This window comes from Pseudomonas sp. TS_SC_3, assembly GCF_056156225.1.
Genome location: NZ_CM149586.1, coordinates 1,353,181 through 1,367,646 on the forward strand (window position 1 = coordinate 1,353,181; position 14,466 = coordinate 1,367,646).

Consider the following 14,466-nt stretch of genomic DNA (forward strand, 5'->3'; position numbering starts at 1 on the left):
CACACAATGGCTATCGATATCAAAGCCCCAACTTTCCCGGAATCGGTTGCCGATGGCACCGTGGCCACGTGGCACAAGAAACCGGGCGATGCGGTCAAGCGTGACGAACTGATCGTCGACATCGAAACCGACAAAGTAGTGATTGAAGTGTTGGCCGAGGCCGATGGCGTCCTCGCGCAAATCATTAAAAATGAAGGCGACACCGTACTCAGCAATGAAGTGCTGGGTAGCCTGGGTGAAGGTGGCGCTGCTGCTCCTGCGCCGGCCGTTGCTGCTCAGGCAGCTGCACCCGCTGCGGTGGCTGCTGCTGCAGCAGGCGACGATCAGATCCTGTCTCCGGCTGCACGCAAGATCGCTGAAGAAAACGGCATCGACCCGAACAGCATTGCCGGCACCGGCAAAGGCGGTCGTGTAACCAAAGAAGACGTAGTTGCCGCCGTTGACGCGAAGAAGAACGCGCCAGCGGCTGCACCCGCTGCCAAACCAGCCGCGCCGGCTGCTGCCGCTCCAGTATTCGCCAGCGGTGACCGTACTGAGAAGCGCGTACCAATGACCCGTGTGCGCGCCACTGTGGCCCGTCGTCTGGTCGAGGCACAGTCGAACATGGCCATGCTGACCACGTTCAACGAAGTCGACATGACCGAAGTTATGGCGCTGCGTTCGAAGTACAAAGACCTGTTCGAGAAGTCGCACAATGGCGTGCGCCTGGGCTTTATGTCGTTCTTCGTCAAGGCGGCCACCGAAGCGCTCAAGCGTTTCCCAGCAGTCAACGCCTCGATTGATGGGGCTGATATCGTTTACCACGGCTATGCAGACGTTGGCGTAGCGGTATCCAGCGACCGTGGTCTGGTCGTTCCTGTGCTGCGTAATGCGGAATTGATGAGTCTGGCTGAAATCGAAAATGGCATTGCCACTTTTGGTAAGAAAGCCCGTGACGGCAAACTGTCCATCGACGAGATGACTGGCGGTACGTTCACTATTACTAACGGCGGCACTTTTGGCTCGATGATGTCGACGCCAATCGTCAACCCACCACAGGCGGCGATCTTGGGGATGCATAACATCCTTCAACGCCCAATGGCTATCAATGGCCAAGTGGTGATCCGTCCGATGATGTACCTGGCGTTGTCTTACGACCATCGCCTGATTGATGGTAAGGAAGCCGTGACCTTCCTGGTGACCATCAAAAACTTGCTGGAAGACCCAGCGCGCTTGCTGCTGGATATCTAAAAGCCAGTTTCTCCCACGGCGGCCCTGTAACAAGGGCCGTCCGGTTTATTCGAGAAGGAATACGTTATGACCCAGAAATTCGACGTGGTAGTCATCGGTGCCGGCCCTGGCGGTTATGTAGCCGCCATTAAAGCAGCTCAACTCGGTTTGAAGACCGCATGCATCGAGAAGTACCAGGATAAGGAGGGCAAAGTCGCCCTCGGTGGTACTTGCCTGAACGTCGGTTGCATTCCGTCCAAAGCGCTGCTGGACAGCTCCTGGAAGTACTACGAGGCGAAGGACCATTTCGCTATTCACGGTATCGAGGCTAAGGGCGTCACTATTGACGTACCGGCGATGATCGGCCGCAAAGCCAACATCGTAAAAAACCTCACCGGTGGCGTTGCTACTTTGTTCAAGGCTAACGGTGTGACCCTGCTCGAAGGTCACGGCAAGCTGCTGGCGAACAAGCAGGTTGAAGTCACGGGGTCCGACGGCAAGACGCAGATCGTCGAAGCTGAGAATGTGATCCTCGCTTCTGGTTCCAAGCCGATTGATATTCCGCCGGCTCCGGTTGATCAGGATGTAATCGTTGATTCCACGGGCGCTCTGGAATTCCAGAGTGTGCCAAAGAAACTCGGCGTGATCGGCGCTGGCGTAATCGGTCTGGAGCTGGGTTCGGTCTGGGCGCGTCTGGGTTCCGAAGTGACTGTGCTGGAAGCGTTGGATAAGTTCCTGCCAGCGGCTGATGAGCAGATTTCCAAAGAAGCGCTGAAGACCTTCACCAAGCAAGGTCTGAACATCCGTTTGGGTGCTCGCGTGACCGGTTCTGAAGTGAAGAAGAAGCAGGTTACGGTCAACTTCACCGACGCTGAAGGTGAGCAGACGATCGTATTTGACAAGCTGATCGTTGCAGTTGGTCGTCGTCCAGTGACCACCGACCTGTTGGCGGCTGACAGTGGCATTGACATGGATGAGCGTGGTTTCATCTTCGTTAACGACCAGTGCGCCACCAGCGTGCCGGGCGTGTACGCCATCGGTGACGTGGTGCGCGGCGCGATGTTGGCCCATAAAGCGTCTGAAGAAGGCGTGATGGTTGCTGAGCGCATTGCCGGCCATAAAGCGCAGATCAACTACGATCTGATCCCATCGGTTATTTACACTCACCCAGAAATCGCATGGGTAGGTAAGACTGAGCAGCAACTGAAGACTGAAGGCGTTGCTGTTAAGGTCGGTACTTTCCCGTTCGCCGCAAGCGGCCGTGCCATGGCGGCCAACGACACCGGCGGTATGGTCAAAGTGATCGCCGATGCTGCAAGCGACCGCGTTCTGGGCGTACACGTAATTGGCCCGAGCGCTGCTGAACTGGTTCAGCAGGGTGCAATCGGTATGGAGTTCGGCACCAGCGCCGAGGATTTGGGGATGATGGTGTTCTCCCACCCGACGCTGTCTGAAGCACTGCACGAAGCTGCCTTGGCAGTGAATGGCCAAGCCATCCACATCGCTAATCGCAAAAAGCGTTAAGTCGTTGTTGGCTTGAGCGTTTGTCTTCGGCGGCGTTGTGTACCGGCGAAGACAAGCGCTCAGCAGGAAGAACCACGGCAGACTGCCCGCGTACACCTTAGGTTACTGCGCGGAAAGTTTGTCGGATTGCTCCAGAAGCAGTCACAGGTGGTGCGGCATCACAAGTGCAGCACCGTATGCGCAATACCTAAACGAAGACGGTAGACAAGCATGAATCTCCACGAGTATCAGGGTAAGCAGCTGTTCGCTGAATACGGCCTGCCCGTATCCAAGGGCTTCGCGGTAAACACCCCGGAAGAAGCCGCAGCAGCCTGCGAAAAAATCGGTGGCACTGAGTGGGTTGTTAAGGCCCAGGTCCACGCTGGCGGCCGCGGTAAAGCGGGCGGCGTGAAACTGGTCAAGAGCAAAGAAGACGCCAAGGCTTTTGCCGCCAACTGGTTGGGCAAGCGTCTGGTGACTTACCAGACTGATGCCAACGGTCAGCCGGTCAACCAGATTCTGGTCGAGTCCTGCACCGATATCGCCAAGGAACTGTACCTGGGCGCCGTCGTTGATCGTTCGAGCCGTCGCATCGTGTTCATGGCGTCCACCGAAGGTGGCGTGGACATCGAGAAAATTGCTCACGACACTCCTGAGAAAATTCTCAAGGCAACCATCGACCCATTGGTTGGCGCTCAGCCATTCCAGGGCCGCGAGCTGGCATTCCAGTTGGGTCTGGAAGGTAAGCAGGTTGCTCAGTTTGCCAAGATCTTCGTAGGTCTGGCCAAGCTGTTCCAGGATCACGATCTGGCTCTGCTGGAAGTGAACCCGCTAGTTATCAAAACTGACGGTGATCTGCACTGCCTCGATGCGAAAATCAACATCGACGCTAACGCCATGTACCGTCAGCCTAAGCTGAAAACTTTCCACGATCCGTCGCAGGATGATCCGCGCGAAGCGCACGCTGCCAAGTTCGAACTGAACTATGTAGCGCTGGAAGGCAACATTGGTTGCATGGTCAACGGTGCTGGTCTGGCCATGGGCACCATGGACATCGTCAACCTGCATGGCGGCAAGCCAGCTAACTTCCTTGACGTTGGCGGCGGTGCAACCAAAGAGCGCGTCACTGAAGCGTTCAAGATCATCCTGTCCGACACCAATGTCGCTGCAGTATTGGTCAACATCTTCGGCGGCATCGTTCGTTGCGACATGATTGCCGAAGGTATCATCGGTGCGGTGAAAGAAGTCGGCGTGAAAATCCCGGTTGTTGTGCGCCTTGAAGGTAACAACGCTGAACTGGGCGCTAAAGTACTGGCAGAAAGCGGCTTGAATATTATCGCTGCTACCAGCCTGACCGACGCTGCTCAACAAGTCGTCAAAGCTGCGGAGGGCAAATAATGAGCGTCCTGATTAATAAAGACACCAAAGTTATCTGCCAGGGTATTACCGGTTCGCAAGGTAGCTTCCACACCCAGCAAGCTCTGGAGTACGGCACCCAAATGGTCGGCGGTGTAACGCCTGGTAAAGGCGGTACCGAGCACCTGGGTCTGCCGGTGTTCAACACCGTGAAAGACGCTGTAGCCGCCACTGGCGCCACCGCCAGCGTGATCTACGTTCCAGCTCCGTTCTGCAAGGATTCCATCCTTGAAGCAGCGTTCGGCGGCATCAAGCTGATCGTTTGCATCACTGAAGGCATTCCTACCCTGGATATGCTGGACGCCAAGGTTAAGTGCGACGAGTTGGGCGTGGTCCTGATCGGCCCTAACTGCCCAGGTGTGATCACCCCGGGCGAGTGCAAAATCGGCATCATGCCGGGTCACATCCATTTGCCAGGCAAAGTAGGCATCGTGTCGCGTTCCGGCACCCTGACTTACGAAGCTGTTAAGCAGACCACTGACGCCGGTTTCGGTCAGTCCACCTGTGTCGGCATCGGCGGTGACCCGATCCCAGGCTCCAACTTCATCGACATCCTGAAGCTGTTCCAGGAAGACCCGAAGACCGAAGCGATCGTGATGATCGGTGAGATCGGCGGTTCGGCTGAAGAAGAAGCAGCTGCCTACATCAAAGCTCACGTGACCAAGCCAGTTGTGTCCTACATCGCTGGTGTAACCGCTCCTGCGGGCAAGCGTATGGGCCATGCCGGTGCAATCATCTCCGGCGGCAAGGGCACTGCAGACGAGAAGTTCGCAGCCCTGCAAGACGCGGGCGTAAAAACCGTGCGTTCCCTGGCTGACATCGGCAAGGCCTTGGCCGAGCTGACCGGTTGGGAAGTCAAAAAAGCCTAAGGCTTTTTAGACCTGAGAAAGGCCACCTGCGGGTGGCCTTTTTTATTGCGGCCAGTGATGAACTGTTGTCGATGCGACAGCTATTTTCACCAGTCCGACAGCCTGACCTGTGCCAGTGCCGTTGATGCATCAATTTCGTTAGGCTTGCAACTATTAGCGCCTGCTCCGCCACAAGCGGCTCAGGGCGCTGCAGTGGCTCCGCTTAACCGGCAGGGCGACGTTTCCCCCGATCCATCGGGAAACCCTCGGAACTTTCGGTTTTCAACTTCCAACTTTCTGCCTGTGGTGTTCCCTTCTATGACTCGTTTGAAAGGCTCGGATCTCCTGGCCCTCGGCTTTATGACTTTTGCGCTGTTCCTGGGCGCAGGTAACATCATCTTCCCACCCAGTGCGGGTATGGCGGCAGGTGAGAACATCGGCCCAGCTGCTCTGGGATTTCTACTCACGGGCGTTGGCTTACCGTTGCTGACGATCGTTGCGCTGGCGCGCGTCGGTGGTGGTATGGCGCTGCTCACTGCACCCTTGGGCAAGAAGGCGGGTGTGCTGTTCGCGGTAGCGGTGTACCTGGCTATAGGCCCACTGTTTGCCACGCCCCGTACTGCAGTGGTGTCTTTTGAGATGGGCATCGCACCCTTCAGCGGCAATAGCAGTACAGCACTCCTGCTTTACACCCTGGCGTACTTCGCGGCAGTGCTGTTTCTGTCTCTGAACCCAGGCCAACTGGTGGATCGCATCGGTAAGTACATCACCCCGGTGCTGCTGGCGGCATTGCTGGTATTGGGCGGTGCGGCGCTGTTGGTACCGGCGGGCGAGATCGGCCAGGCATCGTCTGATTACCAAAGCACGCCATTCGTGCAGGGTTTTCTGCAGGGCTACCTGACCATGGATACCCTCGGTGCGCTGGTATTCGGCATCGTGATTGCCACCGCGATTCGTGATCATGGGGTGACTGACGGTAAGCTGATTACCCGTTATTCGGTGATTGCAGGCTTGATCGCTGCGGTTGGTTTGTCGTTGGTGTATCTGGCGTTGTTCTACCTCGGTGCTACCAGCCAGGGGATTGCTGCCGAAGCGCAGAATGGCGTGCAGATTCTCACCGCTTATGTGCAGCACACCTTTGGTACGGCAGGCAGCTTGTTGCTGGCCGTGGTGATTACCTTGGCGTGCCTGACCACCGCAGTGGGTTTGCTGACGGCTTGTGGTGAGTTCTTCAGCGGGCTTTTGCCCGTGTCCTACCGCACTGTAGTGATCGCATTGGGCTTATTCAGCATGCTGGTGGCTAACCAGGGCCTTACTCAGTTGATCAGCTTCTCGATTCCGGTTCTGGTCGGCTTGTACCCGCTGGCGATTGTGCTGGTGGGGCTGAGCCTGCTCGATGGTTGGTGGTGCTCCGCAGCCCGGGTGTTCCGCCCGGTGATGGCGGTCACCTTGATTTTTGGTTTGGTTGACGGGATCGCTGCAGCGGGCGGTAAGGCGCTGATCCCAAGCTTTTTCACTGAACTGCCGCTGGCGGACCAAAGCCTCGGCTGGTTGTTGCCGGTGCTGGTAACGCTGGTGTTGGCTGTCGTGGTGGACCGTGCTTTGGGCGCGCCCAAGGCTAAGGTGGCTTAAGTTCTGTCGTTTACCTTTGCTGTTTACCTAAGGCCGCTCATTGAGCGGCCTTTTTGTTGGCCAGCTGAAAGCCAGGCCTGTCTATAATCGCCGCAGGTTAATAAGGAGTTCGCATGCCAATAAGTGACTACTATCTGCCGCACCTGCTGGCCGCTATTTGGTTTGTTGTCTGCTGGGGCGGCTACACCCGATATGCCCAGGCAAAAGCCCTTACCACGCCGTGTCTGGCCAGCGTGCTGCACCTGTACCGCGAGGACTGGATGCGCCGCATGCTGTTGCGTGATAACCGCATTGCCGATGCCAATGTGATCGGTAACCTGGAGCGTAATGCCTCGTTTTTTGCGTCCAGTACGCTGATTATTCTCGCGGGTATTCTTACCGTGCTCGGCGCTTCTGATCGCGCGTTATCACTGTTGGCCGATTTGCCCTTTGTTCAAGCCGCCAGCCGCGGCCTGTCCGAGGTCAAGCTGCTGTGTTTGGGGGTGGTGTTTGTATATGCCTTCTTCACGTTCAGCTGGTGTATGCGTCAGTACAACTTTGCGGCGGTACTGGTGGGCTCGGCGCCGATGATTGGTGAGCGGCATGTTACCGAGCAGGAGCGTAAAGCCTTTGCTGAGCGAACCGCGCGGGTGATCTCGATGGCCGCCAACCAGTTCAACCAGGGCTTACGCGCCTATTACTTCGGCATGGCGACCTTGGCCTGGTTTATTAACCCGTGGTTTTTCATGCTGGTCAGCACGGGTGTGGTCTTGGTGTTGTACCGCCGCGAGTTTCATTCTGATGTACTGAAAGTGATGGTTTACACCCAGACCCCAGCGTTCGAGTCGCCCAAGGAGAAAAGTGAATGAGTATTCCGTTCTGGTGCATCTTTATCAGCGCAGTATTGATCTTTATTGCCAAGGCTCCAGTAGCCAAAGCCATGGCGAAGGAGGGCGCGGGTCGCTACGACAACCATCACCCGCGTGCACAACAAGCGCGATTGACGGGTTTTGGCGCGCGTGCGCTGGCTGCGCACCTGAACAGTTTTGAGGCGTTTCCGTTATTTGTTGCGGGTGTGTTGATGGCCCATGTGACCAACAATCACGGCATTCTGGTCGACGTACTGGCCGTGACCTTTGTTGTGGCACGGGTGCTGTATCTTTTTTTCTACTGGGCTGACCTACACTGGCAGCGCAGTGTGGTCTGGGTGATAGGGCTGCTGTGCAGCTTGCTGCTGATGCTTACGCCGGCGCTTTGAGTGCGCCACAAACAAACAGGCCCGCATTAAGCGGGCCTGTTTGTTTGAGCGGTTGGCTTATTGGCCTTTAACCGCATCCTTCATTTCATCGGCAGCGTCATCGATGGCATCGGCTGCATCATCGGTAGCGTCATCAACTTTCTCGCCAAAGGTCGGCTCGGTGCCCATAACCTGATCAGCTTTCTGTTCGATGGCATCGCCAGTATCTTTTGCAGCATCACCCATGGACTCAATGGCTTCAGATGCGGATTCCTTGGCCGACTCCATTTTGTCTTCCGGGGTTTTCTCACAAGCGGCCAGGGCAAGCGTGGCAGCGAGAAGCAGGGCATAGGTGAACGGCTTTTGCACGGTGTGTGCTCCTTGTAATGGGTAATGAATGCCTAGTAACTCAGGCATAGCCATTAAACAGCACTTTTTCGCCGAAGTTCCCTCTTAATTGCTCGGCAGTTCCCACTCGTAGGCATGCGCCGTGGTGCTGAGCGTTCCATCAGCGGGTATCATGCCCGCCCTTTGTGTGGTTGTCCTGGGTCTGAAATCATGAGCGATTCCTCTATTGTTGAGCGGGCGCAGCGTTTTCTCTCGGTATTGCGCCATTGCCAGTTACTGGGCATGCGCGTGCACAGCGCTGACTCGCAGGGCCTGATCCTGCGTTTACCCTATAGCCAGCAGATCGTGGGTAACCCGGAAACCGGTGGGGTCCACGGGGGCGCTATCACCACATTGATGGACACCACCTGCGGTATTTCCACGGTCTGTGTGCTGCCTGAGTTTGAAATCTGCCCAACCTTGGATCTGCGCATTGATTACATGCGCCCGGCTGAGCCGAACAAGGACGTATTTGGTTTCGCTGAGTGTTACCGCGTGACGGAGAACATCATCTTCACCCGCGGTTATGCCTATCAAGACAACCCCGACGAGCCGATTGCCCATGCTGTGGGGGCATTCATGCGTATGGGTAAACCCGCTGATTTGCAGCGTACTGATAAGGGCACCGGCCAATGAGCACCTTGGACCTCAACCAGCTGGTGCGCGAAGCCCACGAGCATAATAATTATGACCCGCTGATCAGCTTGATCCCTTATGCCAAGTTGCTCGGTATCGAGTGTTTGCGCATGGGTGATGACATGGTCTTTCGTCTGCCCGCCAACCAAGACAATATTGGCAACCCAACCTTGCCCGCGCTGCATGGCGGGGTGATCGCCGGCTTTATGGAGCATTCAGCGATGCTGCACTTGCTGATGTTTATGGGTATTCCACATTTACCGAAAATCATCGACTTCTCGATAGATTACCTTCGCGCCGGCCATTATCGTGACACCTTCGTGCAGTGCCAGGTGTGGCGTCAGGGTCGCCGGGTCGCCAACGTGGCGATTACTGCCTGGCAAACCAAGCAAGCCGAACCCATTGCCACTGCCCGCGCGCACTTCAAGGTTGATGAGCCCTGAGCGTCGATTGCGCGCAGCCCTTGCCATTACGTGTTTAACCACCGCTAAGGACGACTGAATGGATGCGCTGCTGATTCTGGGTGGCTTGCTGCTGATACTCGCCGGGCTGGTCTGGCTGGTGATGCGCGCCTTTGCCACCAGTCTGCTGTGGGGCTGGGCCAGTTTTCTGCCGCCATTGACCTTGCTGTATGTGCTGCGTCACTGGCGTTCGGCGCGGCCGGCACTGGTGTTGGCCAGCTTAGGCTTTATTCCGCTGGTGGTCGGCCTGACTTTATTGGCCAGCCATGATGCACAGCGTCTGGAGGCCATCTTGAGCCTTAAGTGGCTCAAGCCTGAGGTACAGGCCCCAGCCGAGCTGGCCATCGATCTGCGCGGTGAACTCAATGGCCGACCTTTTGCGCCGCAACAGGCCGAGCTGCAGGATGGCGTATTGAGTTTGCGTGAGGGGCAAGATTTCTTCGCTCAAAGCGAGTTGGTCATTCGCCTGCCCCATGCCGACAAAAGGCCCGTGCGGGTCGATGTGTTGCCTGCCGATAAAGGCATACTGCCGGAAGTGGAAATCAGCTGGCTGTTGCCGGAGCAGGAACTGCCCGAAGCACGCCGCCTGAGCCGGGGCTACACCTTACACCTGGATTTACAGCCGGTTGCGCCGAATAAGCTGGCAGGTGATTTCCATCTGGTGTTGCCAGCAAAATTCAAAACCACCCTGAGCGGCAAGTTGGAACTGTTCAGCAATGGTCTGCGTTATCAAGGTGATAAGGTCAACCGCCAGTTCGACTCGGTCGACACCGTTAGTCACGTTATTGAGGATTACCTGGGGCGCCGCTTTGTCACCCGCCAGGTGCAACTGCAGCCGATTGGCAACCTGAACTTTCCCTTGCAACGCATCGAGCTCAACGTGCAGGCACGAATTAACGGCGAACTGCAGCAGTTGCCGATTACGCTGCATAAGCTCGATCGTCGTGGCTGGCAGGTTGTAGGTGATAGTTTTGCAGCGTTACCTCGCAACCCTGCGCCGCTCACTGCCGATAAAGCGGCGCCAATTGTCGCCGTAGCCCCTGAGCGCGCGGCACGGCCCCTGGATCGCCGCCTGCGTTTTAGCCTTGAGGGTTTGCTGCGCAGCCCCAACCGTTATCAAAACCTCAGCATGCGCGTGGCCACTGAGCGCGGTAACAGCGCCGAGGGGCGCTTTCAGGGCATCGATCAGAATGGCCGGGTCATCCTGCGTCAGCGTATGAGCGGGCAGGGTGAAGTCAGCTACAGCCTGCTTCCGGAAGAAATTGTCCGCATCGAACTCCTCGAGCCCTGAGCGCCTGTATCCGCTCAGCCGCGTATCGCTTGTGCGTTAAACGCCAGTCCAGCACCGCAGCTACCCCGGCGGGTTGCTGCGCCAAGCAACAGCCAAGCACTTGAAATCTCATAACATGCCCCCACCTTTACGACATCCGCCGCGCTGCGGCTTCGTCAATAACGTGGAGTAAGAGAGCATGAGTGTGGAAACTCAAAAAGAAACCCTGGGCTTCCAGACAGAGGTGAAGCAACTGCTACACCTGATGATCCATTCGCTGTATTCGAATAAGGAAATCTTCCTTCGTGAGTTGATTTCCAACGCATCGGATGCCACCGACAAGCTGCGTTTCGAAGCGCTGGCCAAGCCTGAGCTGCTGGAAGGCGCGGCGGATCTGAAAATTCGCGTGAGCTTCGATAAAGACGCCAAGACCGTCACGATCGAAGACAACGGTATTGGCATGAGCCGTGATGAGGCGATCGCTCATCTGGGTACCATTGCCAAGTCCGGCACTGCTGACTTTATGCAACACCTGACTGGCGATCAGAAAAAAGACTCGCACCTGATCGGTCAATTCGGCGTGGGCTTCTACTCGGCCTTTATCGTCGCCGACAAGGTTGATGTGTACAGCCGCCGCGCCGGTAGCCCGGCCAGCGAAGGCGTGCACTGGTCGAGCAAGGGCGAGGGCGAGTTTGAAGTTGCCACCGTGGAAAAAGCCGAGCGCGGCACCCGTATCGTCCTGCACCTGAAAGCGGCCGAAGACGAGTTCGCCGATGGCTGGCGTCTGCGCAACATCATCAAGAAGTACTCCGACCATATCGCCTTGCCGATCGAATTGCCGAAAGAGTTCCATGGCGAAGAGAAGGACAAGCCAGCGGAAGTTGAGTGGGAAACTGTCAACCGCGCCAGCGCCCTGTGGACCCGTCCGCGTACCGAGATCAAGGACGAGGAATACCAAGAGTTCTACAAGCACATCGGTCACGATTTTGAGAACCCGTTGAGCTGGAGCCACAACAAGGTTGAAGGCAAGCTGGAGTACAGCTCGCTGCTGTATGTACCGGCTCGCGCACCGTTCGACCTGTATCAGCGCGAAGCGCCACGCGGTCTGAAACTTTACGTGCAGCGCGTGTTTGTGATGGATCAGGCGGAATCCTTCCTGCCGCTGTACCTGCGCTTTATCAAAGGTGTGGTCGACTCCAACGACCTGTCGCTGAACGTGTCGCGTGAGATTCTGCAGAAAGACCCGATCATCGATTCGATGAAGTCGGCGCTGACCAAGCGCGTGCTGGACATGCTGGAAAAACTGGCGAAGAACGAGCCCGAGCAATACAAGAGCTTCTGGAAGAACTTCGGCCAGGTGCTCAAGGAAGGCCCGGCAGAAGACTTCGCTAACAAGGAGAAGATCGCCGGCCTGTTGCGCTTTGCCTCTACCCGCAGCGAAGATGGCGAGCAGAGCGTCGGTCTGGGCGAGTACACCGCGCGCATGACCGAAGGTCAGGACAAGGTTTACTACCTCACCGGCGAGTCCTACGCTCAGGTTAAAAACAGCCCGCACCTGGAAGTGTTCCGCAAGAAAGGCATCGAGGTGCTGCTGCTCACCGACCGTATCGATGAGTGGCTGATGAGCTACCTGACTGAGTTCGACGGCAAGCACTTTGTCGACGTTGCCCGTGGCGATCTGGACCTCGGCAAGTTGGATTCGGAAGAAGATAAGAAAGCCCAGGAAGAAGTCGCCAAGGCCAAAGAAGGCTTGGTCGAGCGTCTGAAAACTGCGCTGGGTGAACAGGTGGCAGAGGTGCGCGTGTCGCATCGTCTGACCGACTCGCCGGCGATTCTGGCCATTGGTGAGCAGGACCTGGGCCTGCAGATGCGCCAGATCCTCGAAGCCAGTGGGCAGAAGGTGCCGGATTCCAAGCCGATTTTTGAATTCAACCCAAGCCACCCGCTGATCGAGAAGCTTGACGCCGAGGCCGACGAAGACCGCTTTGCCGACCTCAGTCATATCCTCTTCGACCAAGCCGCGTTGGCTGCAGGCGACAACCTGAAAGACCCGGCTGCTTACGTACAGCGGCTGAACAAGCTGTTGGTTGAGCTGTCTGCCTGATCTATGCAGGTTGCTCCCTCTGGTGCTGGCGTAACACAGCGGATCTAAACCGCTAAGTTTCGCCAGTACTGCCCAAGAAAAATCCGACACCCGCATCTCAGGTGTCGGATTTTTTATGCCATTTTTAATGGCGGCTGGGGTTCTAAATCGGCGCTTAGCTACCTGACGCGAATGGCGCTGAGCCGATCGCTCAGTGGCTGAGTTTTAGGCCGATCAGCCCGCAAACAATTAATGCCACGCTGCCGAGGCGCATCAGCGTCACGGACTCGCCAAACAACAGGATGCCTGCGATCACCGCGCCGACTGCGCCCACGCCGGTCCAGATGGCGTAGGCGGTACCCAGTGGCAGTTCCTTCATGGCCAGGCCTAGCAGCGCCACGCTGGTGATCATCGCTGCAACAGTAAGCAGGGTGGGAAGGGGGCGGGTGAAGCCGTCGGTGTACTTCAGGCCGACAGCCCAGCACACCTCAAAAAGACCGGCCAGCAGTAAGATAATCCAAGACATGGGAACCTCCATCGTTATTAAGGAGGGCCGTCCCTTGGTGGTCACTCCTAGAGTGGTGAGGTCGTCCTCACGGTGTGCAGCACTGCGCAGCTTGCTGGGTTAGGGCACGTCGCGGAGGGTCAGCAGTCTGACCCTCCGCGCTTGGGTGCGGGTGTTAGATGCCTTGAGGGATATCCTCGCCACCCAATGCTTCAAACAACGCAGGGAGAAACTCCACCAGCGTCAGCATCATCAGGGTGAAGCTCGCATCCTGCTGGCCGAGGGTATCATCGCCGCCATCCTGCTCGGCTTGATCTTGTAGCAGGTCTTCAAAGCGCAAGCGCTTAACCACCAGCTTGTCATCCAGCACAAAGGACAATTTGTCTTGCCAAGCGAGGGACAGTTGTGTGACTTGCTTACCAGCGGTCATGTGCAGCTGAATCTCGTCGCTGGTCAGGTCTTGGCGCTTGCAGCGCACTACGCCGCCGTCTTCATGGGTGTCACGCAGCTCGCATTCGTCGAGTACGTGGAAGTCGGCAGCGGCTTGCTGGGTCTTAACCCATTCAGTCAAGGTGGCGCTCGGTGCAATCTTCACAGTCAGTGGGCGCACCGGCAGCGAGCCAATAGCTTCACGCAGGGTCGACAGCAAGTCTTCGGCGCGCTTGGCGCTCGCAGAGTCGACCAGAATCAGGCCCTGCTTGGGTGCAATGGCGGCGAAGGTGGCAGACTTGCGAATAAAAGCGCGCGGTAGAAACGTCTGGATGATTTCATCTTTAAGTTGGTCGCGCTCTTTTTTGTAAACCTTGCGCATTTGCTCGGCTTCGATCTCGTCGACCTTATCCTTTAGTGCATCGCGCACCACGCTGCCCGGCAGAATGCGTTCCTCCTTGCGTGAAGCGATCAGCAGGAAGTCACCACTGACGTGCACAAGCGGGGCATCATCGCCTTTGCCAAAAGGTGCAATAAAGCCGTAGGTGCTGAGTTCTTGGCTGGCACACGAACGGGCCGGTTTAGCTAACAACGCGGTTTCCAGTGCTTCGGCATCAAAAGGAATATCTTGGGTGAGGCGGTAAACCAGCAGGTTACGAAACCACATAAGAGGGTGAATCTCCATTAACTGAGCTGCCGGCAGCGGCAGGCATCGCGAGTTGTCAGTCGCGGGTAAATGTTCCGTTGCAGGCTCTGCGAGGTTATACGACCCCATCAATAACCCGTGCGTTTCATTGGGCGTGCATTATTCCCCCGAGCAGTGCTTGAGGCCAAGTCTGCGCTAAGCCTTTGCTGTATCAATAAAAAATTT

General features: G+C 56.8%; 14 protein-coding genes. 11 read left to right on the forward strand and 3 right to left on the reverse strand.

Annotation, left to right across the window (positions count from 1 at the left end; translation table 11 throughout):
• Positions 1-6: 6 nt before the first annotated feature.
• The 7 genes from odhB (at position 7) to AC0J6G_RS06625 (ending at position 7,845) form a co-directional block, all read left to right on the forward strand.
• On the forward strand, positions 7-1,230 hold the full coding sequence (gene odhB, locus AC0J6G_RS06595) for a 2-oxoglutarate dehydrogenase complex dihydrolipoyllysine-residue succinyltransferase (RefSeq protein ID WP_475252405.1): 1,224 nt from the start codon (positions 7-9) through the stop codon (positions 1,228-1,230).
• Positions 1,231-1,296: 66 nt separating this feature from the next.
• Positions 1,297-2,733 (forward strand): dihydrolipoyl dehydrogenase, encoded by a 1,437-nt coding sequence (gene lpdA / locus AC0J6G_RS06600; protein ID WP_475252407.1) that lies wholly within the window; start codon positions 1,297-1,299, stop codon positions 2,731-2,733.
• A 210-nt stretch (positions 2,734-2,943) separates the two neighbouring features.
• Positions 2,944-4,110, forward strand: a complete 1,167-nt coding sequence (gene sucC / locus AC0J6G_RS06605) for an ADP-forming succinate--CoA ligase subunit beta (protein WP_475252409.1) — start codon at positions 2,944-2,946, stop codon at positions 4,108-4,110.
• Entirely contained in the window at positions 4,110-4,997 is an 888-nt protein-coding gene (sucD, locus tag AC0J6G_RS06610) for a succinate--CoA ligase subunit alpha (RefSeq protein ID WP_475252411.1), read from the forward strand. The genes sucC and sucD overlap by 1 nt, the downstream gene beginning before the upstream one ends.
• A 297-nt stretch (positions 4,998-5,294) precedes the next feature.
• Positions 5,295-6,608 (forward strand): branched-chain amino acid transport system II carrier protein, encoded by a 1,314-nt coding sequence (gene brnQ, locus AC0J6G_RS06615; RefSeq protein ID WP_475252413.1) that lies wholly within the window; start codon positions 5,295-5,297, stop codon positions 6,606-6,608.
• A gap of 113 nt (positions 6,609-6,721) precedes the next feature.
• Positions 6,722-7,456 (forward strand): DUF599 domain-containing protein, encoded by a 735-nt coding sequence (locus AC0J6G_RS06620; protein WP_475252415.1) that lies wholly within the window; start codon positions 6,722-6,724, stop codon positions 7,454-7,456.
• On the forward strand, positions 7,453-7,845 hold the full coding sequence (locus AC0J6G_RS06625) for an MAPEG family protein (RefSeq protein ID WP_475252417.1): 393 nt from the start codon (positions 7,453-7,455) through the stop codon (positions 7,843-7,845). Before AC0J6G_RS06620 ends, AC0J6G_RS06625 begins: the two co-directional genes overlap by 4 nt.
• Positions 7,846-7,902: 57 nt before the next feature.
• On the opposite strand, the gene AC0J6G_RS06630 is transcribed toward AC0J6G_RS06625, so the two are convergent.
• The gene (locus AC0J6G_RS06630) at positions 7,903-8,193 is read right to left on the reverse strand and encodes a hypothetical protein (protein WP_475252419.1); all 291 of its coding nucleotides are present in this window, start codon (positions 8,191-8,193) and stop codon (positions 7,903-7,905) included.
• A 189-nt stretch (positions 8,194-8,382) separates the two neighbouring features.
• On the opposite strand from AC0J6G_RS06630, the gene AC0J6G_RS06635 reads away from it, so the two are divergent.
• From AC0J6G_RS06635 to htpG, 4 genes are all read left to right on the forward strand, one after another.
• Positions 8,383-8,847, forward strand: a complete 465-nt coding sequence (locus AC0J6G_RS06635; RefSeq protein WP_475252421.1) for a PaaI family thioesterase — start codon at positions 8,383-8,385, stop codon at positions 8,845-8,847.
• Entirely contained in the window at positions 8,844-9,290 is a 447-nt protein-coding gene (locus tag AC0J6G_RS06640) for a PaaI family thioesterase (RefSeq protein ID WP_475252423.1), read from the forward strand. The genes AC0J6G_RS06635 and AC0J6G_RS06640 overlap by 4 nt, the downstream gene beginning before the upstream one ends.
• A 58-nt stretch (positions 9,291-9,348) precedes the next feature.
• A complete protein-coding gene (locus AC0J6G_RS06645) occupies positions 9,349-10,599 on the forward strand; it encodes an MFS transporter (protein ID WP_475252425.1) in 1,251 nt (416 codons plus the stop codon).
• A gap of 178 nt (positions 10,600-10,777) precedes the next feature.
• The gene (gene htpG / locus AC0J6G_RS06650; RefSeq protein ID WP_475252427.1) at positions 10,778-12,682 is read left to right on the forward strand and encodes a molecular chaperone HtpG; all 1,905 of its coding nucleotides are present in this window, start codon (positions 10,778-10,780) and stop codon (positions 12,680-12,682) included.
• A 190-nt stretch (positions 12,683-12,872) separates the two neighbouring features.
• Here the strand turns inward: htpG and sugE are convergent, their stop codons facing one another.
• A complete protein-coding gene (gene sugE, locus AC0J6G_RS06655; RefSeq protein ID WP_475252429.1) occupies positions 12,873-13,187 on the reverse strand; it encodes a quaternary ammonium compound efflux SMR transporter SugE in 315 nt (104 codons plus the stop codon).
• A gap of 154 nt (positions 13,188-13,341) precedes the next feature.
• A complete protein-coding gene (gene rdgC / locus AC0J6G_RS06660; RefSeq protein ID WP_475252431.1) occupies positions 13,342-14,262 on the reverse strand; it encodes a recombination-associated protein RdgC in 921 nt (306 codons plus the stop codon).
• Between the last annotated feature and the right edge of the window lie 204 nt (positions 14,263-14,466).